The sequence below is a fragment of the Arthrobacter sp. MDT1-48-3 genome (assembly GCF_054511015.1).
Map to the genome: position 1 here is coordinate 42,305 of NZ_JBTNDL010000013.1, position 21,296 is coordinate 63,600.

The following is a 21,296-nucleotide window of genomic DNA, read 5'->3' on the forward strand; positions in this document are numbered from 1 at the left end:
ACCCGACGCATCATGGGCCGGAGGTCGCGGTCGCCGTCGCCGTCGGCGTGGAGGTCGGTGTCGACGGGGGCGTGGGTTCCTCGGTGACCGGCGGTCCCGTGGACACGACGTAGTTCACCTGGGTCCCCGGAGCCAGGACGGCGCCCGGTCCGGGATCGACGCGAAGCACGATCCCCGCGGGCTGATCCGACTCCTCGGATCCCACGTTCAGGGGCCGCAGGCCGAGGTCGACGAGGATCCTCTCCACCTCGGCGGCATCCTGCCCCTGCAAGCCGGCGGGTACGGTGACCTGCTCCGGGCCGGTCGACACGGTCAGCGTGATGGTCGTGCCGGGTGGCTGGGCTCCGCTGGGATTGATGTCGATGACCGTTCCCGCTGCTTCCTCGGAGGCCTGCTCCACGACGTTGACGCCGAAATCGAGCGCGATCAGGCTTGCCCTCACGTCCTCCACGGGCCGGCCGAGATACTCGGCGGGCGAGATGATGGTGCCTTCGTCGGCCTGCGTGGTGCTCGGGTCCGGACTCGGCGACGGCGGCGTGGAGGACGGCGACGGACTCGGGGTCCGTGAGCGGGAGGGGGTGGCGTCGGCGGAGGTGCTGGTCGATGCGACCGGGACGTTCTCCGGATCGTCGCCGGCCAGCACCGGCTGGAAGATCAAAAAGGCGATGGCCGCCAGGGCCAGCAGCAGCAGGACGATGAGCGGGATCAGCCAGGGGCTCCTGCGGTTCTCCTCCTCGCGGCGGATCGGCTGCGACGGCGTGGTCGCATCGATGTCCTCCTGGGACCAGTCCCGGGAGGCAGCGATGCCGGCGGCGGCACCGGCGGCGGCGGGCGCAGCAACCGTGGGCAGCGCCGACGTCGTGGGTGCCGGGACCGCGGTCGTCGCCTGCGTGTCCTGGCGCGGGACGGCGGCCGTGGCGGTGTCCCCGCCCGCCGCGAAGGCGAGCAGGCCCGGGACCGCTGCCTCCGCACCGCGGATGTCACCGGAGCGGATGGCGTCGACGGCCCGGGAGAGGCTCTCCGCATCGCGCGGCCGGTCCGCGGGATCCTTGGCGAGCATCGAGCCGATCAGCGCGCGCACGGGGCGCGGGATGGACTCGGGCAGGGGCGGCGGCGCATCATTGACCTGTGCAAGGGCGATGGCGATCTGGGACTCGCCCGAGAAGGGGCGGCGCCCTGCGAGGAGCTCGTAGCCGATCACGCCCAGTGCGTAGATGTCGGAGGACCCCGTGGCCGGCTGGCCCGTCGCCTGCTCCGGGGCGAGGTACTGCGCAGTGCCCATGACCTGGCCCGTCGCGGTCAACGGCACCTGGTCCGCGAGCCGTGCGATGCCGAAGTCGGTGATCTTGACCCGGCCGTCGGGCATCACGAGGATGTTGCCCGGCTTGACGTCGCGGTGGACCAGGCCCTGCCGGTGTGCGACGGCGAGTGCGGTGGCCGTCTGGCCGATGATGGAGAGTGTGCGATCGGGGGAGAGCACCTGCTCCTTCTCGATCACGGCGGACAGCGGCTGACCGGGCACGAGTTCCATCACGAGGTAGGCCGAACCACCCTCCTCGCCGTAGTCGAACACGTTGGCGATGCCCTCGTGGTTGAGGAGCGCGGTGTGGCGCGCCTCGGCGCGGAAGCGGTTGAGGAACGCGGGGTCGCCCGAGTACTCCTCCTTGAGGATCTTGATCGCGACCACGCGGCCGAGGATCTGGTCCCGGGCCTTCCACACCTCGCCCATACCGCCGATGGCGATGCGCTCGGTCAGTTCGAACCTGCCGCCCAGGGTGATTCCTGACGTGGGCCTCATCTGTTCAACACCGCCTCTATGAGTCTCTTGGCACTGGGTGAGGTCAATTGCTGACCAGTGGGGATGTCCACGTTCTCCATTACGATCGATACGGCTACCTGCGGGTCCTCCGCGGGCGCGAAACCGGTGAACCACGCGTTGTCACCGGTCACGCTGACCTCCGCGGTTCCTGTCTTTCCTGCCACCCGGACCCCGGGGACCTGGGCCGCGGTGGCCGTCCCGTTGTCCACCACGTTGACCATCCAGTCCGTGAGCTGGTCGGCCGTCTCCCGGCTGACCGACTGGCGGAGCACTTCGGGCTGCGGTGACTCGATCAGCTCGAGGTCCGCCGCGCGGATCGACTTGATGAGCTGGGGTTTCATCTGCTGCCCGTCGTTGGCGATCGCCGAAGCCACCATGGCCATCTGGAGCGGGGTCACCAGGGTGTCGAACTGGCCGACGGCGGACTGCGCGAGTTCGGGCCCCGTCAGGTCCGAGGGGAAGGAGCTCGCGATGACCCGCGTGGGGATGGCCAGCTCCTCGCCGAAGCCGAACTTCGCGGCCTGCTCCTGGATGGCTTCCTCCCCGAGGTCCAGCGCGATCTGCGCGAAGGGGGTGTTGCAGGACTGTTCGAGCGCGAACTCCAGGTCCGCCGTCGTCCTGCTCGCGCAACCACCGGTGACGAAGTTCGGCAGGGCGTACTCGATGCCGGGGAACTCCAGGGCGGGCGGATTCGGGATCTGCGACTCCGCGTCGTATTGGCCCGACTCCAGGGCCGCCGCGGCGTCGACGAGCTTGAACACGGAACCCGGCGACACGAGGGATTCCGTGGCGGGGTTCGTGTAGATCGACAGTCCGGGTTGCTCGGAGAGCGCGGCCGCGTTCTCGGCGATCACGCTGGTGTCGTGCCCCGAGAGGAGGTTCGGGTCGTACGTCGGCTTCGAGACCATGGCGAGGATGTTCCCGGTGCCGGGCTCCAGCACGACGATCGAGCCACGCTGGCCGTCCGGGATCAGGTCGTACGCCAGCTGCTGGATCTCAGGGTCGATGGTGAGCTCCACCGACGCACCCTCGGAGTCGACGCCCGAGAACAACCGCACGACGCGGTCGTAGAACAGGGAGCTGCTGGTGCCGGAGAGGATCTCGGATTCCTCGGCCTCGAGCTGGGAGGAGGACAGGGACAGCGAGTAGTAGCCCGTGAGGTGGGCGTACAGCTCGGGTTCGTTGTACACGCGCTGGAACTTGAACTGGTCGTCCGAGGGCACGGACTCGGCGATGGCTCGGCCGTCCACGAGGATGGCTCCTCGCTGCCGGCCGAAGTCCTGGTACAGCTGGCGGCTGTTCCAGTCGTTGTCGTTCAGTTCCTGTGCCTGGAAGAACTGCACATAGGTGAGGGATCCGAGGACCAGGGCGAACATGCCCATGGCCACGGCCCATGCGCTGCGGATGGCCTGGTTCATCGGGTCCCCTCCTTCGTGGTCCTCTTCACGGGTCTCCCGTTCACTCCGACGGCTTCGGGGAACGAGTCCTTCATCGGCGCCGAGGGGGCCGGCCGACGCGCTGTCTCCGAGATGAGCAGGATCAGCGCGACGATGAGCCAGTTTGCCAGCAGCGAGGACCCACCCGCGGACATGAACGGCGTGGTCAGTCCGGTGAGCGGGATCAGGCGCGTGATCCCGCCGATCACCACGAAGCACTGGAGGGCGATGGTGAAGGACAGCCCGCAGGCGAGCAGCTTGCCGAAGCCGTCCTTCGTCCCCAGGGCGGCCCGGATGCCGCGGGAGACGAGGATGACGTAGAGCATCACGATGGCGACGACGCCGATCAGCCCGAGCTCCTCGCCGAGCGCCGCGATGATCATGTCGCTGTTGGCATAGGTCACGAGGTCAGGGCGCCCTTCCCCGAGTCCGGTCCCGATCAGGCCGCCGTTGGCCAGGCCGAACAGCCCCTGCACCACCTGGGCACTGCCACCCGGAGCCCGGTCGTAGACCTCGGGCGCGAAGGCGTTGATCCAGGAGTCGAACCGGAGGGCCACATGGCTGAACAGTTCCAGGGCCACGAAGACCCCGACACCGATCATCGCGAGCCCGATCAGGACCCAGCTGACGCGGCTCGTGGCGACGTAGATCATGACCATGAAGAGACCGAAGAACAGGATGGACGAGCCGAGGTCCCGCTGGAAGATCAGCACTCCGATGCTCACCAGCCAGGCGGCGGCCATCGGCGCCAGGTCCCGGAAGCGCGGAAGCTGCAGCGGACCGATCTTCTTCCCCGCGAGCAGGATCAGGTCCCGGTTCGTCGACAGGTAGCCGGCGAAGAAGATGGCGAGGGTGATCTTCGCGATCTCACCCGGCTGGAAGGTACCGAAACCGACGGAGATCCAGATGCGGGCCCCGTTGATCTCGAGTCCCAGCGGTGTCAGGGGCAGCAGCAGCAGCACGGCGCTGACGATCAGGGAGATGTAGGTGAAGCGGCGGAGGATGCGGTGGTCGCGCAGGACGATCAGGAGGATCGCGGCCGCTCCGATGGCGACCGCCGTCCAGAGGACCTGCTGGGGGGCGACGGGTGAGAAGTCCGGATTCACCGTGGCGGCCGACAGGTCGAGGCGATGGATCATGGCCAGGCCGATGCCGTTGAGCGCGACCACGATCGGAAGTATCACAGGATCCGCATACTTCGCCCGGAAGCGCAGGATGAGGTGGATGAAGAGACCCATCACCCCCAGGGTCAGGGCCTGGGACCAGAAATAGTCGCCGAAGGCATCCTCGCGGCCGATACCCGCGAGGTAGTTCGCGCCGATCGCCACGGCCAGGGCGAGCAGCAGCAGCACGAACTCGATGGTCCGCCGCGATCGGGGGACTGTCAGGACATCACTCATCAGCGGCGCTCCCGCAGTCGATGGCCGGCGCCGAGGGGTCGGCGCCGGGGGTGGCACGCGGAGACCCGCCCGTCGGACCGGACGGACCGGTCGACGGGGACGGAGCGGCCGAGGCGGAGGGGCCGGGAGTTCCGGGAGGCGCGGTCGCCGAGGTCGTCGGCTGCGCTGTGGGGGATGCTGTCGCCCGAGCCGAAGGCGGGGACGTCGGCGCAGGACCGGCGGTGCCGCTCGCGGACGGTGCCGGTGAGGCCGACGGGGTCCCGGGCGCCGCGGGATCGCAGTTCACCGCCCGCAGTTCGCTCCGGAGATCCCCGACGATGCGCTCGGCCTCCTCCAGGCTGGCGGCCGGCAGGGTGCCCCTCACCTGGGAGCGCTGGTATTCGGGCAGATTCGACACGGGGATGTCGGTGGTCTCGTAGAGCTCACTGAGGTGCACCGGCCCGATCCTCTGGGGGACACCCGTGTAGATCGCGACGCGGTTGTCCGCCTCCGCCACGTAATAGCGTGTCTGCGTCCAGGTGTACCCGAGGCCCAGCACGGCGACGAGGATCAGGGTCATCAGGGAGAGGAACGCGGGGACCAGCCAGCGTCTCTTCCGGGGCGGTGCCTCGTCCTCGGCGTCCTCCACGCCCTCCGACTCGGCCTTGTGCGTGAGCATCATGGCGGCACGGCGCTCCGTGGACCGCTGCGTCACGATGGGGATCTGGCCCGTCTCGGTGGCCAGTGCCGCGGATCCCACCAGGACGTGGGGCCGCGTCAGCAGGTCCTGCCGGATCACATCGGCGCGGATGGCGGTCCCCGGGAGGCCGTCGCCGTCGATCCCGTGGGACGTCGCATCCGCCGAGGGCCTGTCGCGCTCTCCCGCCGCCTGCCGGGCCGGAGGCATGACGGCCGGCGGTGCGGCGTCGTCGTCCTCCGCCTCGATGACCTCGACGACGGCGATGGTGATGTTGTCCGGGGAGCCGCCCGCGAGGGTCAGGTCGACCAGTGTGTCGACGCAGTTCCGGATGTCCTTCGACTCACGCATCACCTGCTCGACCACGCGGTCCTTCAGGACGGCGTTGAGGCCGTCGGAGCAGAGCAGCCACCGCTCGCCGGGTTCGGCGTCGAATTCCCGGAGATCCAGTTCAGGGCTTGCGTCGACGTCACCGAGGACGCGCATCAGGACGTTCTTGTGAGGGTGGACCTCCGCTTCCTCGGGCCTGAGCCTGCCCTCCTCGATGAGGCGCTGTACGAAGGTGTGGTCGGTGGTGATTTGCTCGAACACACCGTCCTTCAAGCGGTAGGCGCGCGAGTCCCCGATGTGCGCGAGCTGCAGCGTCCGGTCCTCGAGCAGGATCGCGGTCACGGTGGTCCCCATGCCTGCCAGCTGCGGGTTGGTCGCGACGAGTTCGGAGAGCAGCGAGTTCGCGGTCTGGATCTCGTCGGCGAGGTGTGTCCCGGCGCTCCCGCCGTGCCCGTTGTGATCCAGGTGGACGAGATCGAGGACGGTGGAGGCCGAGGCGACATTCCCGCCGGCGTGCCCACCCATGCCGTCGGCGACGACGGCGAGGAACCGTCCCACGTAGGCGGAGTCGTCGTTCTTCGCGCGGACCATGCCCACGTCGGAGCGGGCGGCGAACCTGAGAGCAAGCGGCACGCCTACGGCCTCAATTCGATGACCGTCTTACCGATCCGGATGGGGACGCCCGGGTCGACGGGCAGTGCGCGCGTGAGCTGGGCGCCGGCCAGGTAGGTGCCGTTCGTGGATCCGAGGTCCTCGATGAACCAGCGGCTGCCCTGCGGGAAGAGGCGGGCGTGCCGGCCGGACGCGTAGTCGTCCTCGAGCACCAGGGTCGCCTCCTGGGCGCGGCCGAGGAGGATCGGGCTTGCTGCGAGCTCGAGCGTGGTCCCGGTGAGGGGACCCTCGGTCACGACCAGCCGGCGGGCGGGGGTGCGCAGGGGGGCCGGTTCCTCGCCGAGGTTCGGGTTCCTGCGGATCTCCCGTGCCGTGGGGGCGCCGACCCTGTTGCGACGGCCCACGGCGAGGTCCCGGCGCAGGGCTCCCACCGTGCTGAGGACCAGGACCCACAGCAGGATCAGGAACCCGAAGCGCAGCAGCGTGACGGTCAGTTCTCCGGCCTCGCTCATCGCGGGACGCCCCCGCCCTGGGTCGGAACGAGGCGGAACGTCATGCGCGACCGCCCCATCGTGATGGTGGAACCGTCCGTGAGTTCGGCCTGGCCGTGGACCCGCTGCCCGTTGACGTAGCTGCCGTTGGTCGAGCCGAGATCGACGGCGTAGATGCGGCCGTCGCGTGCGCGGATCTCGAGGTGGCGCCTGGAGACACCGGTGTCGTCGACGAGGATGTCCGCCTCGGAGGAGCGGCCGAGGACGATCGACCCGGAGTTGATCGAATAGCGCTGGCCGTCGATCTCGAGGATCGGCTGGTAGCGCGTGGGCTGGCGCCGCGGTGCTGCAGGGGCGGCGGGGCCCGCGGGACGGCGTGCGGCGTCCTGCTTCTCGATCGACGAGTCGATCTCGAAGATGCCGGCCTTCAGTTCGGGGTCGTGCTCGAAGGAGACCCGGACGGGTCCCTGCAGGCTGTACTGCTGGCTGTTGACATGGGCGATCACGACGTCGCACAGTTCCTCGGCCAGAGCCGATCCCCACTGCTGGGCGAGATCGAAGTCGGAGTCGGAGAGGCGTGCCGTGAAGACGTTGGGAGCGAGGGTGCGGCCCTGCGAGAGGACGAGTGAGCGGTTGTCGAGTTCCTTGCGCAGGGCGCTCGCGATCTCGAGGGGCTGCACCTGGGCACGGGATCCCGTCGTGAAGGCGCCTCGGACCAGTTTTTCGAGTCCGCGCTCCACGTTGTCAAGAATGCCCATCTCCCGCCTCCTTCCCCTGTCGCATCGGAATGTCGGGCCCCGTCGGCAAGGCGCCGCAGGGCCGGCCCGGTCGTCGGGACGGCAGCGTCCACCCGGGCATGTTCCCTCCGATACTACTGGGAGGCTCTGGGAATGGGCTCCAAGCCATCGTTCCGAGGATTACTTTGTCCTAACGATCCATGGATCGTCCGGACGGGCGGAACGGTGTCGCCGAGGCCCGGCCGGTTCCTGTTTAGGTAATTGCGCCCGCGCTCGGCTATGCTTGTTTCTGCTGTTCACAACGCCTGCGCCTGGCGCACGGAGTTGGATCTCGAAATGCGCGAGTGGCGGAACGGCAGACGCGCTGGCTTCAGGTGCCAGTATCCGAAAGGGTGTGGGGGTTCAAATCCCCCCTCGCGCACGGTATGACACGAAGGGCCCCCGCTCAGCGGGGGCCCTTCGTCGTACCGTGGTCCTTCGGGAAGGCCCGGTGCCGGTCAGCGGAAGTCCCGCGACCTGGTGGTGGCCTTCAGCTGCAGGACCTCGATGCGGTCCGCCACGACGTTGACGATGCCCTCGGCGGACCGCTCGAGGAGACCCCGCACGATCACACTGCCGGCCTCCCTCGCCACGCGGCGGTAGCGCTGCCAGACCCCCACGGAGCAGATGACGTTCACGAGCCCCGTCTCGTCCTCGAGGTTCAGGAACGTGATGCCGCTCGCGGTCGCCGGCCTCTGCCGGTGCGTCACGATTCCCGCCACCTCGATCCGCCGTCCGGACTCGGCCGTCTTCAGCTCCACGGCCGTCAGGGCACCCCGTCGCTCGAGTCTGTTCCTGGCATAGCGCACCGGATGATCGTCCGGGGTGATGCCGGTGGACCACAGGTCGGATCCGACCTTGTCGATGTCCGAGAGCTCGGGCATCAGCGGAGGCTGGATGTAGACGGCCGTGCCCTTGATCTGGCCCTCGCGTTCGGTGGACGCGGGCCCGGCGTTCCACAGTGCTTCACGGCGGCTCAGCCCCATCGAGTCGAAGGCGCCCGATGCCGCCAGGGCCTCGAGCTGCCCGGCGTTGACGCCCGTCCGCCGGGCCAGGTCCGGCATGTCCTCGTAGGGCCCGTTCCGTTCCCGCTCGGTGACGATCTTCTCCGCAAGTCCGGCCCCGATCGATTCCACGCTGGCGAGGCCGAGCCGCACCGCGTAGTTGCCGTCACGGCGGTGCGGCGTGGAATCGAAGGGCGTGTCCTGGTCGAAGTAGCCCACCGGGGGCTGCTCGTCCTCGGTGCAGCCGTCCGTGCCGGTGGTCCGGTCCCGGGGATCGACGGGCGGGTCGTAGCCCTCGAGCGGCTCGAGGTCGGCGTGCACGCCCGAGTGCAGGATGTCGGGCCGCAGCACGACGGCGCCGTGTCGGCGGGCGTCCGCCACGAGCGTCTGGGGTGAATAAAACCCCATGGGCTGGGCGCGCAGCAGGGACGCGAGGAATGCTCCGGGATAGTGCAGCCTCAGCCATGCGCTGACATAGACCAGCAGGGCGAAGCTGATCGAGTGGCTTTCCGCGAACCCGAAGTTCGCGAAGGCGTGGATCTTGTCGTAGATCGTGTCGGCCACGTCGCCGGTGATGCCGTTGGACTCCATGCCCGCGTACAGCTTGGCCTTGAGCGAATCGATCCGTTCCTCGCCACGTTTGGAACCCATGGCCCGGCGCAGGAGGTCGGCGTCGGCCCCGGTGCAGCCCCCCACCACCATGGCCATCTGCATGAGCTGCTCCTGGAAGAGCGGGACGCCGAGGGTCCGTTCGAGCACCGGTTCGAGGTCGGGGTGGATGTACCGGACCTCCTCCTCGCCCATCTTCCGTTTGATGTAGGGGTGCACGGCCCCGCCCTGGATGGGCCCCGGTCGTACGAGGGCCACCTCGATCACGAGGTCGTAGAACTGGCGGGGTTGGAGCCGCGGGAGCATGCCCATCTGGGCGCGGCTCTCCACCTGGAAGACGCCCACCGAGTCGGCGAAGCACAGCATGTCGTACACGCCCTGCTCCTCCTTCGGGATGGTGTGCAGTTCCCACGTCTCCCCGAAGTGCCGTTCCACGAGGTCGAAGTTGTACTGGATGGCCGCGAGGATGCCGAGGCCCAGCAGGTCGAACTTCACCAGCCCCATCCAGGCGCAGTCGTCCTTGTCCCACTGCAGGACCGTCCGGCCCTCCATGCGTCCATGCTCAATAGGGCATACTTCTCCGACGGGCCGGTCCGTCAGGACCATGCCGCCCGAGTGGATACCCAGATGGCGCGGGAACGCGAGGACCTCCTGCGCCAGGCCGACCACGGCGTCCGGGATGTCGTGGTCGGTGCTGGAGACGAGTCCGCCCCACCGTTCGATCTGCCGGGACCAGGCGTCCTGCTGGCCAGGGCTGTGGCCGAGGGCCTTGGCCATGTCCCGGACGGCGAACTTGGGGCGGTAGGTGATGACGTTGGCGACCTGGGCGGCGTTGAAGCGCCCGTACTTCCGGTAGACGTACTGGATGACCTCCTCACGTCGGTCGGAGTCGAAGTCGACGTCGATATCCGGCTCCTCGTCCCGCATGCTCGAGAGGAACCGCTCGAAGGGGAGCTGGTACTTGATCGAGTCCACCGCGGTGATCTCGAGCAGGTAGCAGACAGCCGAGTTGGCGGCCGAACCCCGTCCCTGGCACAGGATGCCGTTCCGGCGCGCGTAGTGCACCAGGTCGTGGACGATCAGGAAGTACCCCGGGAAGTTCTTGTCCTCGATGACCTCCAGTTCGCGTTCGATGCGCTCGCGGACGTCGGTCCGGTTCCCGTAGAGCTTGTCGGCCCCCCGCCAGACGAGTTCGCGCAGATAGCTCATCTGCGTGTGGCCCTCCGGTAGCTCGATATTCGGCAGGCCCGGTCGGACACTGCGGAGGGTGAAGGAGAGATCGGTGGCGATCTCGACGGTGCGCTCCACCGCCCCCGGATAGTCCCGGAACCGCCTCGCCATCTCCGCGCCGCTGCGCAGGTGCGCGGATCCGGCGGCGGGAAGCCAGCCATCCATCTGGTCCAGGCTCCGGCGGGCCCGGACCGCGGCCAGGGCGGAGGCGAGCCGGTGCTGTTTCGGGGTGGCGTAGTGCACGTTGTTGGTGGCGACCGTGGGCAGCTTCAGGCGGGCGGCGACGGTGGCCAGGGCGTCGTTGTGCGCGGCGTCCAGGGGATTGCCCTGGTTGGTGAGTTCGACGGCGACGCCGTCCCGGCCGAACAGTTCGACGAGTTCCCGGAGTTCCGCCTCGGCGGCTGCCTCTCCACCGGCGACGAGCGCCGAGCGCACGGCGCCCTTCCTGCAGCCCGTGAGGATCATCCACTGACCACCGGCATGGCCGGCGAGGTTCTCGAGCTCGTAGCGGGGCTTCCCCTTCTCGGCGTCGGCGTCCAGTTGGGCTTCGGTGATGGCCGTGGAGAGCCGGTGGTAGCCGGCCGACCCCCGGGCCAGGACCAGCAGGTGGCGCCCCTCCGGGTCCGCCTCCCCGTTCTGCGGCCGGGACAGTCCGAGGGACAGTTCCGTGCCGTACATCGTCGAGAGTCCGGGGTACTTCTCGGCTGCTTCAGCGAAGTGCACCGCACCGTACAGGCCGTCGTGGTCGGTCAGGGCCATGCCGGTGAGGCCCAGCCGCCGGGCTTCCTCCGCGAGGTGCTCCGGGCTCGATGCGCCGTCGAGGAAGCTGAAGTTGGAGTGCACGTGCAGTTCCGCATAGGGGACCACGGGACCCTCCGGCACCGGGGCCCCGGCCGGAGCGGTATAGGGCCGGCGCTTCCGGGACCAGGCCGGGCTGTCCCCGCCGTCGGCACCGGCGGGCGGGATCCCGGGCCGGGTGTCGGAGAGGCTCCGTTCGAAGTCCGACCAGGGAATCGGTGGATTGTTCCAGCCCATGGCGTCCCTCCCTGTCCTGGATGTCGTGCTGTCTGTGGTTGTCCCGGGATCCGCTCCGCGCGGTCAGTCGTAGCCGGCTTCCACCCACCAGGCATGGTCCTCGAGGAGCAGCAGCCAGGCAGAGCCGGACTGGTCGACCAGCTGGAAACGGTTGAGGATGCGTCCCTTCGGGTCCCACCACCGTTCGTCGATCGGCCAGGGGCCGGCCCAGGAGTGCACGGGCCGCCGGCCGTCGTCGGGCCCGGCGCTGAAGAAGGCGGGGTCGGCGCTCAGGAGGCCGCGCGGATCCACGTCGACGGGGTTGCCGCGGGAATCGACGACGGCGGCGGGCACGGGATCGGCGAACACCGTGGCCGGCACCGGGCCGGGCAGGCGGCCGGGCCAGGGCTGGTTGCGGTCCTTGACCGGCACCCTGGTGGGCGAGGACGGGGCGTCCCCCCACGGGATGAAGACCCGGCGGTCGGCCAGGAGCCGCCCGCCGGCGATGATCGCGGTGAGGACGGCGCCGTGGCCCAGCATGCTCTGCACGCGGGCCAGGCCATGGTGGATGCCCTCGTCCGGCCCCGTCCCCCAGAGACCGTCCGCGTGGTCGCCGAGGTCCTCGACGATGTCGGGTACCACCTGGACCCGGGTGATGCCGGAGGTCAGGCCGTGGTCGGACGCAGAGGTGCCCTGGAGCTGCCAGCGCACGCGGTCGACGACGTCGTCGGCGTCGAACCAGCGCGGGTGCTGCCACCGGCGCTCCGACACCTCGCCCGATTCCGTGTGCAGCGAGACGTGCAGGGCCGTGCACACCAGTCCTGCCCCGCGCAGGGTGTCGACGAATTCACCGGCCCGCGTGCGGAAGGCGAATGCGAGCTGGTCGATACGGGCGAGGGGCGGCTCGAAGTCGGCGACGGTGTCGAGGTGGGGTGGCGGCTTACGGGCGACGACGTCCCGATGGTCGAGTCCGCTCGCCTGGCGGTGCGCGAGGGCGCCCTCGACGCCGAAGCGGTTGCGGACGTCCGCTGCGCCGAGCGCCGCGAAATCACCGAGGGACCGGATGCCGAGGCGCTTGAGCAGCACGGTGAGCTTGGGCTGCTCGAGGACTTCGAGGGGGTAGCTGCTCAGGAACCAGGCCGAGCGGCCCGGCGGGATGACGACCAGCTGGTCCGCGTCGGGGTCCTCCAGCTGATCCGTGGCCCTGGCTGCGTGCTCGGCCGCGAAGGAGCCGTCGGCGATTCCGATGCGCACGTCGGTGAGACCGATGGCTGCGAGGGTCCGGAAGACCATGTCCGCGGCCCTGCCCTCGCTGCCGTAGTAGCGCGAGGGCCCCTTGACCTTGACGGCGCACAGTCCCGGGCGGAGGACCTGGACGCCGGGCATGATGGTCTCCACGGCCGCGGTCACGGGCTCGAAGGTGCGTTCGTCGAGCGAGGGGTCGTAGGCGAGGGTGACGAGCCCCGCGCTGCGGGCCTGGGCCTCCCGGATACGGAGGCCTCTCTTCACGCCGTCCTGCCGTGCTGCCGGGGAGCAGGCGAAGACCTCCCCGCGGTCGACGAGGACGAGCGCGGTGTCCGCGGGAAGTGCGTGGTCGCGCAGTGCCGCGGTGATGGGCCAGTCCGGGCACCAGAGCATCATGGTCCGCGTGGCCGAGGTGCCGGGAGCTGCCGGGGGGAGGGCGGATGTCACGAGGACTTCATCAGCCGGGGTTCGAACAGGGCGCCGGAAGCAGTGCCGAAGGCGGCGTCAGGGCGGCCGTCGGACCGGGGATCCGGCTGCAGGACGTCCTGGACCGCGGTCCCGCCCGGAGCGGCACCCTGGAGGTCCGTCAGTTCCACATAGGCGTGGCGGAGCCGGCCGGAGGGCTGGGTCGCGGTGATCTTCATGCGGCGCGCCCTCAGGTGGCCGGTCCCGGAGCCGAGGCCCTCCCAGGCGCTCTCGGCGACACCGAGTGTGGAGTCGCTCTGCTGCCAGGTGCCCAGGGTGATCAGTGCCGCGCCGCGCTGGCGCAGCCGTGCCTTGAGCCGTGCCCCTTCGGTGGGCGCGAGGTGTTCCGGGGCCCGGGTCAGGACGATCGAGACGACGTCCACGAGGGCTGCCGTGACCATGAGCCACTGGGTCCCGGGATCCGGGACCAGGATGAGGCGGTCGAGGTTGATCCCGAAGCCCTGCGCCGCTTCCACGCTGAAGTCCGGTACACCGATGACGCTGCACCACGCCCCTGTCGCGGAGGGGCCCGCGAGCAGGGCCATGGCGATCGTCGTCGAGTTCCGGACGGCGTAGGAGCCCCCGGACTGGAGGCCTCCACCGGGCAGGATCCGGGCGAGGGCGGGTACGGTGGGCATCCGTCGTGAGTCCAGCTTCCCGGCCTGCATGCTGTTGATGCGGGCCTGGAGGCCGAGGGCGACATCGGCCGTGGAGCTGCCGTGGAGGGCTGTGTGCGGGGTGCCGGTACCCGGGCGTGACGTGCCCTGGGGGGTGGAGGAAGGCTCATCCCGGTCGAGGGCGGAGCCGGCAGGTGGAGGCGTCACTCGTCAATATTCGAATACGTGTTCGATTAAGTCAATCGGCGCGCCTCCGCTGAAAAAGGGCATGCCTGTGGTAGGGGTGACCTTCATCAGGGTGGTCGCAGGCACGTCCACGACGCCCTGCCGGGAGGCCGGACAGTGCCGCCCGAGGGCCGGCTACGGACCGGCCGGGTGCGGGTCAGGCAGGCGGGATGCGCAGGTCAGGCGTCGGATGCCTTGCGGGCGGCGTCGCGTTCCTTGACGCGTGCGGCCTCGGCCCGGACGGCTGCCTGCGTGGACCGCTCCGCGACCAGCCATGCGGGCGGATCCTGCAGCAGGGCGGTGATCTGCTCGCTCGTCAGCGGATCCGTGATGCCTCCGCGGGCCAGCCCGCCGATGGAGATCCCGAGCTTCTGCGCGACGACGGGGCGGGGGTGGGGGCCGGTGCGGCGCAATCCGGCGAGCCACTCCGGCGGCGTCTGCTGCAGTTCGTCGAACTCGGCGCGTGTCAGCTCGGTCTCCTGGAAGTCCTGGGGAGCGGCGGGCAGGTAGATTCCCAGTTTCTTGGCCGCGGTGGCGGGCTTCAGGGTCTGGGGGTTTTTCGCGGGAGTCATGGTCCAAGCTTAACGGTCGCGGGCAGGCGCTACTGTGATCAGGTGCCCGCCGACCAGCCCCGAACCCTGTCCGTCGGCTTCGTGCCCGGCGTGACGCCGGGAAAGTGGGTGGCCAGGTGGCGCGAGCGGCACCCGGAGGTCCCCCTCGAACTCCACCAGCACGACGACGACGCCCTGGCGGCGTTGCGCGAAGGCTCCGACGACGTCGTCTTCGTCCGGCTTCCGGTGGACCGTGCGGGGATCCACCTGATCCCCCTGTACGAGGAGCAGCCCGTCGCCGTGATGTCGCGGGAGAACGAGCTGTCGCTCTACGACGACGTCCCGGCCGAGGAACTCGAGGGCGGGATCCTGCTCGACGTCCTCGAGTGCGGCGGTCCGAAGTCGGCCGTGGAGGTCGCTGCGTCCGGCGCGGGTGTCGTCGTCCTGCCGATGTCCCTCGCCCGCCTGTACGCGCGGAAGGATGCCGTGCACCGCCCGGTCCCCGGCCTGGTCCCGACGACCATCGGCATCGCCTGGCGGACGGAGGACGAGTCCGACGACGTCGAGGAGTTCATCGGCATCGTCCGCGGCCGCACGGCCCGGAGTTCCCGGCAGCCCTCGCAGCGCGAGGCGCCGAAGAAGAGCGCATCGCAGAAGACGGCCGCGAAGAAGGCCGCGGCCGGGGGGCGGAAGGCCGGGGACCAGAAGGGCGGGAAGCAGTCGGGGAAGGCCGGGGACCAGAAGGGCGGGAAGCAGTCGGGGAAGCCCGGTCGCCCGTCCGGCCCGCGGGGCAAACGGCGCTGACCTCCCTCCCCTGCCGGCGGTCGGGCGTTCTGGTCCTTCGGCGGGATCGTCCTCGAGGGGACCTTCCTGGGCGGCCGCATCTTCTCGGGCCGCACGGTGGGCCACTCCCTCGCGGCATCGCTCCAGTCCGGTCAGGCCTGTGCGGGCTGGCCGTTGCTCGCCATCGTCCCGCCGTCCACGGGGAGGACGACCCCGGTGATGAAGCGCGCGTCCTCGCTGGCGAGGAAGGTGATGGCCGCGGCAACCTCCTCCGGCAGTCCGCCGCGTCCGAGGGGGATGCGCCGGGAGAACTCGTCGGACAGTTCGTGTGCCTCGCCGTCCTCGCTCGTCAGGTCCGTCCAGACGAATCCGGGAGCGACGGCGTTGACCCGCACGCCGTCCCTGCCGTGGTCCAGGGCGACGGCGCGCGTGAAGTTGCTGACCCCGCCCTTGGCGGCGTTGTAGGCGCTCATCCGCCAGTCGCCCGCCAGCCCGGACACGGACGAGACGTTGACGATGCACCCCCTGCTCTCCAGCAGGTGCCCGAGTGCCGCTTTGGTGCCGTAGAACACGCCGGAGAGGTCCGTCTCGAGAACGCGGTGCCAGTCGTCCACGCTCGTGTCCTGGACGGTTCCCTGCGTGATGGTGCCGGCGTTGTTGACCAGGACGTCGAGCCGCCCGTACTGCCCGACGGCATGCTGCACCATGGCAGCCACCTGGTCGAAGTCGGAGGAGTCGGCCCGGACCGCCGTCGCCCGTCCCTCCGGGAGGGACGCCACGACGGCGTCGATCTTGTCTTCGACGGAATCCGTCAGCACCACCCGTGCCCCTTCGGCCACGAAGCGCCGTGCCGCCGCTTCACCGATCCCCGACCCGGCGCCCGTCACGATCACGACCTTGCCGTCGAAACGCTGCATGGCGCGGCGCCTAGTCGGGGGTCTCGGACTGGAGCCGGATGAACTGCCAGTCCTCGTCGCTGAGCGGATCGTCGCCGGACGGTCCGCCCGCCCCGGCGATCGCCGACTGCACGGACTCCGGGAGGTCGTCGGCGCCGGAGTGCTCCCGGAGCCACTGCTTCTCCTCGATGTCCACTCGCGTCCACCACTGCTCGATGGGTTCCATCATCACGCTCCGTCCTGTCGGTCCTCCCACCGTGGCACCCGTCTCCGCCCGCCCGCAACGGGAGGATCGCCGTCGGTTCCCGTTCCCAGCGGGGTGCCGCACCTGCTACCGGACGCGGGCACCGCGGGTCAGGGGTCGAAGTGCGTCTCGGGTTCCGCCTGGCCGATCGACGCCACCAGGGAAGCGGCGATGTCCCGGACCTTCTCGTTGCGGCTGCTGGAGACCGACTTGAGGATGGTGAAGGCCTCCGCCTGCGTGCAGCGGTTCTGCGCCATGATGATCCCGATCGCTATGTCGATGGCGGTCCTCGACTTCATGGCGGACTTCAGGTTGCCGACGGATTCGCCGTGCTGTGCCAGCCGCACGGCCAGCATCAGGGCCTTGGACGTCTGGGCCACGAAGGCCTCGGCGGTGGCGATGTCCTCGGGGCCGAAGCCGCCGGTCTCCGTCGAGTAGACGTTCAGGGCCGCGCGGGCGCCGGTGTCGAGGGAGAACGGGACGGCGAGGATCGAACCCACGCCGTGCTCGGCGGCACGGGTGAGGTAGTTGCTCCAGCGTTCGTCCGTGGCGACGTCCGCGACGTGGACGGTCCGCTGCTCCTCGCAGGCGCTGAGGCACGGGCCCTCGGTGAACAGGTACTGCAGCTCGTCGAGCTGCTTCGCCGCCTCGCTGCTGCTGGCGACGGTACCGGCCCGCTTGTCGCGCAGGAGGGTGATCCCGCACAGGATCCGCCCCGGCCGCTCGAACAGGCGGGCCGCGGCGAAGCGGGCGAACTGGGTGAGGAACTCCTCGACGTCGTCGGTGTCGAGGAGGAGGTCCTGGAGGTAGTCGGCGGTGGTCTGCCCGGCAACCTGGTCGGCCATGTGTACTGATCCTGATTCGTCCAGCCGCCGAGCCACGTGTGCATCGCCCTGCGGGGCGTCCGGGGTCTCCCGGACCGATACACAAACCCGGGGAGTTTTGCGATCGGCCGTCTGCTAGACCGTCAGTCAGCCTACATAGTACAAGAGGCCGTACCCGCAGCAGGGCCGCCGGGACGGGAGGAGAGGCGGACGCGCCTTCCTCCCGCCCGGGTGGGTGCTGGACCGTCAGACCGTCGCGTGCTCCGTGCCGACGGGGGTGACGACCTCGGCGGTCGGCTCCATGTTCTCGGCGTCCACCATCCATGCGTACTGCTCGAGCTTGGCGATGAACCCGTGGAGGAGGTCGGCCGTCGTGGGGTCCTCCTCGTCGATCTGGTCGTGCACGTCGCGCATCGTCGTGACCGCTGCGTTCAGCATGCGGACCACGAGGCCCACGGTGTCCTTCGTCGAGACGAGGCCTGCGGGGAACGGGTCGAGCTTGGTGCCCTCCGCGACGGCGACGCTGCGGCCGTCCGGAACGGCGTGGAGGGCGCGCATGCGCTCCGCCATCTCGTCGGCGAAGGCGCGGGCGTCGTCGATGATCTCGTCCAGCTGCAGGTGGAGGTCGCGGAAGTTCTTGCCGACCACGTTCCAGTGGGCCTGCTTGCCCTGCAGGTGCAACTCGACGAGGTCGACCAGGACGGCCTGCATGTTGTCGGTGAGGGTGGGTGAAGCCTTCATGAATCCTCCAGTGCTAGAGAAATTTCTCCGTCCCGGCAGGCTCCGGACGCACCGATCCCCCGCCGGGTGGACTGCTTTCACCCTAGACCCGCGCGTTGGCCAAATCCAACCGATCTGCCTACGCTAAGGGGACTTACGGTTTCGCCGTGCGGATCCCGGGAACGGGGTGACGGACGGCCCCGGAGTCTCTACGAAGGAGGACCTTTTGGCTTCAGTGCAGGAATCTATCGACGTAGCAGTACCGGTCAGCACGGCCTACAACCAGTGGACCCAGTTCGAGAGCTTCCCCCGGTTCATGGGGGGCGTCGAGTCGATCACGCAGACCTCGGACACCTCGACGCACTGGGTGACGAGCATCGGCGGCGTGAAGCGCGAGTTCGACGCCGAGATCACCGAGCAGCACCCCGACGAGCGCGTGGCCTGGAAGAGCACGGACGGCGAATCGCATGCCGGCGTGGTCACCTTCCACCGCCTCGACGAGAACACCACGCGGCTCATGGTGCAGATCGACTGGCACCCCGAGACGTTCACCGAGAAGGTCGGTGCCGTGGTGAACGCCGACGCCGCCCAGGTGAAGGGCGACCTCAAGAGGTTCAAGGAGTTCATCGAGAAGAGCGGCGGGGAGACCGGCGCCTGGCGGGGCGACGTCGCGGCACCGCCGACCGGCGGATCCGGCGAGGCGACGCCGGCGAACAATACGTTCCCGGACACGTCGACGAACGATCCCGATTCGGGCGGTCCGCGCGTCAGCTGACGAGTGACCGGTAGGAGGCGGATCCCGGAAGGGGTCCGCCTCTGCTGTTCCCGGATGTCCCGGCGGATGGCCTAGGGGATGTCGCCGACCTCGATGCCCGCGATCGCGTCGGTGGCCTGCCGGGACAGTTCCGCCGAGATGGGCGAGCTCTTCGTGGCCTCCGCGGCCTCCGCCTGGCCCTCCGCGCTGACGGCGTACGTCCCGAAGGCGCGCACGACGGCGGCCGTCGCCTCGTTCTCGTACCGCGTGCAGTACACGTGGTAGGACACCAGGACCAGGGGGTAGACGCCAGGCTCGGTGGTCGTCCGGTCGAGGTCGAGGGCGATGTCGTAGTCCTTCCGCCCGGGCACGCGGCCCGCGAGGTCGACGGCGGCGGCAGCGGCTTCGGAGCCGACCGGCACGTAGTCCTCGCCGACCTTCAGTGCCACGCGGCCGAGCGGGTCGCCGACGGCCGAGTCGTCCGCGTACGTCACCGCCCCGACCGTCCCGGCCACGGTGCTCACCACACCGGCGTTGCCCTTGGCGTTCTCGTTCTCGAGGCCGTCGGGCCACGTCCCGTCGGGCTCGTCGGTCCAGATCCCGGGGACCACCGCGTGCAGGTAGTCGGTGAAGTTCTCGGTGGTGCCGGAGTCGTCCGAACGGCTCACCGCCGAGATGGGCACGTCGGGAAGGTCGACGCCCTCGTTCTGCGCTGCGATGGCGGGATCGTCCCAGGTGGTTATCCCACCCCTGAAGATCTGCGCCACGGTACCGGCGTCGAGCTTCAGCTCCGAGATGCCGGGCAGGTTGAACGCAACGCTGATGGGCGAGACGTAGGCCGGGATGTTGAAGGCGCCGCCAGGACCGCACGCGTCCGTCGACCCGGCCAGCTCCTCATCACTGAGGTAGGCGTCGGAGCCGGCGAAGCCCACCGCCCCCGCCAGCAGCGCACCGCGTCCGGCTCCGGAACCGTCGGGTGAGTACTGCACCTGGGCCCGCGGGTACATCGTGGCGAAGCCCGAGCGCCAGGCATCCATCGCCGGTCCCTGGGCGGAGGATCCCGATGCGGTCACGGCGCCCTGCAGGCTCGTGTCTCCCCGCTGCGCCGCCGCTTCCTGCTCCGGACCCAGCGGGTAGTCGGAACCGCAGGCGCTCGAGCCGAGGAGGACGGCGAGGTACAGGGCGACGGTGGATCGTTTTCTCACCGGAGCAACGTTACAGGTGACGAAAAGGGGAACCCAAGGTGAACGGCGGATGAAGGGGCCGATCCCGGGCGGGCAGGGTCACCCGCGACGCAGGCGGTATCCGTCTGCCCGGTGCACGAGCCGCCGCCCGCCGCCGTCGTGCAGCCGGATCCACAGCACCGATGCGTCGTCGGTCCTCATGTCCAGCACGCCCCGGAGCTGCGTCCCGGTGGCGTGCTGGAGGGTGACGTCGTCACCGCGCGTGATGCCCGACCAGTCCTGGTGGTCGGGATCGGGAAGGGCGGGGGAGGCATCCATGGTGCGGGCCTTTCGGGGAGGGGCGGGGTCCCCACGCTAGTGGGCCGTCCTGAACGCGGGGTGAACGCGCGCTGAAGGCTGGAGCGCCGGCCCCGGCAGGGTCAGAGGGTGCGCCATTCCCCGCTTCGGAGATGGGATCCCGCCTGCGGTCCCATGAGGAGCATCCCGCCGTCCACCACGAAGGAGGCGCCGTTGACGTAACTGGCCGCTCCCGAGGCCAGGAAGGTGACGACGGCGGCGATCTCCTCGGGAGCGCCGGGCCGGCCCAGGGGGATGCCGGGGCGGTCCATGGTGTGCGGGTCCTCCTCGGCCGAGTCGTTCATCGGGGTGTTGATCTCGCCGGGCAGGACCGCATTGGCTGTGATGCCCCGGTCCGCCAGTTCGAGGGCGACCGTCCGGAGGAGGCCGCCGAGCCCGTGCTTGGAGGCGTCGTAGGCGGCCGAACCCACGCGCGGCTGCTCCTGGTGGACGCTGGTGACGCCGATGATGCGCCCGCCCCTGCCGCCGTCGACCATGTGGCGCGCGGCGCGCTGGATGCAGACGAAGGCGCCGTCGAGGTTCGCGCCCAGGGTTCCACGCCAGGTGTCCCAATCCGTCTCCAGGAACAGGGTGCCGCCGTTGACGCCCGCGTTGTTGACGAAGACGTCGAGGCCGCCGAGTTCGCCGGCGAGCCGGTCCACCACGTCCCCGCAGGCGGGTGCATCGGTGGTGTCGAGTTGCGCGACGGCGGCGCGGACGCCCTTCTCCCGGACCAGTCGTGCGGTCTCCTCGGCGCCCTCCTGATCGGAGTGCCAGGTGACGCCGACGTCGCAGCCCGCCGCTGCGAGGGCGACGGCCGTGGCCCGGCCGATGCCGGAATCGGAGCCGGTGACGATTGCCTTGCTCGGTGTGAAGTCCATGCTCCATCCTTTGCACCGGCGGCCCGCTGGTGCAAGGAGAATCTGGGGCGCAGGCGGGGATGGATCCGGTGCAGGGGCGGCGAGGGGGGGGGGGGGTGGGGGGGGGGGGGGGGGGTGGTGGGGGGGGGGGGGGGGGGGTGGGGGGGGGGGGGGGGGGGGGGGGGGGGTGGCGTG

The 21,296-nt window shown here is 69.9% G+C and carries 19 protein-coding genes and 1 tRNA gene; 3 read left to right on the forward strand and 17 right to left on the reverse strand.

Features of this window, described 5'->3' with window-relative positions:
* Positions 1-10: 10 nt before the first annotated feature.
* Genes ACX80L_RS17245 through ACX80L_RS17270 form a run of 6 tightly spaced genes read right to left on the reverse strand, consistent with a single transcriptional unit; the run spans position 11 to position 7,522 of the window.
* Complete coding sequence (locus ACX80L_RS17245; RefSeq protein ID WP_459291254.1) at positions 11-1,798, reverse strand: protein kinase domain-containing protein; 1,788 nt, start codon at positions 1,796-1,798, stop codon at positions 11-13.
* Entirely contained in the window at positions 1,795-3,237 is a 1,443-nt protein-coding gene (locus tag ACX80L_RS17250; RefSeq protein WP_459291256.1) for a peptidoglycan D,D-transpeptidase FtsI family protein, read from the reverse strand. Before ACX80L_RS17250 ends, ACX80L_RS17245 begins: the two co-directional genes overlap by 4 nt.
* Positions 3,234-4,655, reverse strand: a complete 1,422-nt coding sequence (locus ACX80L_RS17255; RefSeq protein ID WP_133080026.1) for an FtsW/RodA/SpoVE family cell cycle protein — start codon at positions 4,653-4,655, stop codon at positions 3,234-3,236. Before ACX80L_RS17255 ends, ACX80L_RS17250 begins: the two co-directional genes overlap by 4 nt.
* Complete coding sequence (locus tag ACX80L_RS17260) at positions 4,648-6,252, reverse strand: PP2C family protein-serine/threonine phosphatase (protein WP_459291281.1); 1,605 nt, start codon at positions 6,250-6,252, stop codon at positions 4,648-4,650. Before ACX80L_RS17260 ends, ACX80L_RS17255 begins: the two co-directional genes overlap by 8 nt.
* A gap of 44 nt (positions 6,253-6,296) precedes the next feature.
* Positions 6,297-6,785 (reverse strand): FHA domain-containing protein FhaB/FipA, encoded by a 489-nt coding sequence (locus ACX80L_RS17265; RefSeq protein WP_459291258.1) that lies wholly within the window; start codon positions 6,783-6,785, stop codon positions 6,297-6,299.
* On the reverse strand, positions 6,782-7,522 hold the full coding sequence (locus tag ACX80L_RS17270) for an FhaA domain-containing protein (RefSeq protein WP_133080028.1): 741 nt from the start codon (positions 7,520-7,522) through the stop codon (positions 6,782-6,784). Before ACX80L_RS17270 ends, ACX80L_RS17265 begins: the two co-directional genes overlap by 4 nt.
* A gap of 317 nt (positions 7,523-7,839) precedes the next feature.
* Here ACX80L_RS17270 and ACX80L_RS17275 point away from each other — a divergent pair.
* Positions 7,840-7,922: transfer RNA gene (locus tag ACX80L_RS17275), tRNA-Leu, on the forward strand.
* A gap of 76 nt (positions 7,923-7,998) precedes the next feature.
* Here ACX80L_RS17275 and ACX80L_RS17280 read toward each other — a convergent pair.
* From ACX80L_RS17280 to ACX80L_RS17295, 4 genes are all read right to left on the reverse strand, one after another.
* A complete protein-coding gene (locus ACX80L_RS17280; RefSeq protein ID WP_459291261.1) occupies positions 7,999-11,418 on the reverse strand; it encodes an error-prone DNA polymerase in 3,420 nt (1,139 codons plus the stop codon).
* A gap of 63 nt (positions 11,419-11,481) precedes the next feature.
* Positions 11,482-13,089 carry a DNA polymerase Y family protein gene (locus ACX80L_RS17285; protein WP_459291263.1) on the reverse strand — a complete coding sequence of 536 codons (1,608 nt, stop codon included), beginning with the start codon at positions 13,087-13,089 and terminating at the stop codon, positions 11,482-11,484.
* Complete coding sequence (locus ACX80L_RS17290) at positions 13,086-13,931, reverse strand: hypothetical protein (RefSeq protein ID WP_459291265.1); 846 nt, start codon at positions 13,929-13,931, stop codon at positions 13,086-13,088. The genes ACX80L_RS17285 and ACX80L_RS17290 overlap by 4 nt, the downstream gene beginning before the upstream one ends.
* Positions 13,932-14,128: 197 nt before the next feature.
* Entirely contained in the window at positions 14,129-14,521 is a 393-nt protein-coding gene (locus ACX80L_RS17295; protein WP_133080031.1) for a DUF5997 family protein, read from the reverse strand.
* A gap of 42 nt (positions 14,522-14,563) precedes the next feature.
* On the opposite strand from ACX80L_RS17295, the gene ACX80L_RS17300 reads away from it, so the two are divergent.
* Positions 14,564-15,304 carry a LysR family substrate-binding domain-containing protein gene (locus ACX80L_RS17300; RefSeq protein ID WP_459291267.1) on the forward strand — a complete coding sequence of 247 codons (741 nt, stop codon included), beginning with the start codon at positions 14,564-14,566 and terminating at the stop codon, positions 15,302-15,304.
* Positions 15,305-15,435: 131 nt separating this feature from the next.
* Here ACX80L_RS17300 and budC read toward each other — a convergent pair whose 3' ends face one another.
* The 4 genes from budC to ACX80L_RS17320 all read right to left on the reverse strand — a co-directional run bounded on the left by budC (position 15,436) and on the right by ACX80L_RS17320 (position 17,988).
* Positions 15,436-16,200 (reverse strand): meso-2,3-butanediol dehydrogenase, encoded by a 765-nt coding sequence (gene budC, locus ACX80L_RS17305; RefSeq protein ID WP_133080033.1) that lies wholly within the window; start codon positions 16,198-16,200, stop codon positions 15,436-15,438.
* A gap of 10 nt (positions 16,201-16,210) precedes the next feature.
* Positions 16,211-16,411: a hypothetical protein gene (locus ACX80L_RS17310; protein WP_459291269.1), complete on the reverse strand. Its 201-nt coding sequence runs from the start codon at positions 16,409-16,411 to the stop codon at positions 16,211-16,213.
* A 122-nt stretch (positions 16,412-16,533) separates the two neighbouring features.
* Positions 16,534-17,268 (reverse strand): GAF and ANTAR domain-containing protein, encoded by a 735-nt coding sequence (locus tag ACX80L_RS17315; protein ID WP_459291271.1) that lies wholly within the window; start codon positions 17,266-17,268, stop codon positions 16,534-16,536.
* A gap of 225 nt (positions 17,269-17,493) precedes the next feature.
* On the reverse strand, positions 17,494-17,988 hold the full coding sequence (locus ACX80L_RS17320; protein WP_133080035.1) for a Dps family protein: 495 nt from the start codon (positions 17,986-17,988) through the stop codon (positions 17,494-17,496).
* Positions 17,989-18,202: 214 nt separating this feature from the next.
* Here ACX80L_RS17320 and ACX80L_RS17325 point away from each other — a divergent pair, with 214 nt between their 5' ends.
* On the forward strand, positions 18,203-18,742 hold the full coding sequence (locus tag ACX80L_RS17325) for an SRPBCC family protein (RefSeq protein ID WP_459269422.1): 540 nt from the start codon (positions 18,203-18,205) through the stop codon (positions 18,740-18,742).
* 71 nt (positions 18,743-18,813) lie between these two features.
* Here the strand turns inward: ACX80L_RS17325 and pstS are convergent, their stop codons facing one another.
* From pstS to ACX80L_RS17340, 3 genes are all read right to left on the reverse strand, one after another.
* The gene (gene pstS / locus ACX80L_RS17330) at positions 18,814-19,926 is read right to left on the reverse strand and encodes a phosphate ABC transporter substrate-binding protein PstS (RefSeq protein WP_459291273.1); all 1,113 of its coding nucleotides are present in this window, start codon (positions 19,924-19,926) and stop codon (positions 18,814-18,816) included.
* A 78-nt stretch (positions 19,927-20,004) separates the two neighbouring features.
* Positions 20,005-20,223, reverse strand: coding sequence for a hypothetical protein (locus tag ACX80L_RS17335; protein ID WP_459291275.1), 219 nt, complete (start codon positions 20,221-20,223; stop codon positions 20,005-20,007).
* Between the two features lie 101 nt (positions 20,224-20,324).
* Positions 20,325-21,122, reverse strand: a complete 798-nt coding sequence (locus ACX80L_RS17340; RefSeq protein ID WP_459291277.1) for an SDR family oxidoreductase — start codon at positions 21,120-21,122, stop codon at positions 20,325-20,327.
* Positions 21,123-21,296 lie beyond the last annotated feature (174 nt).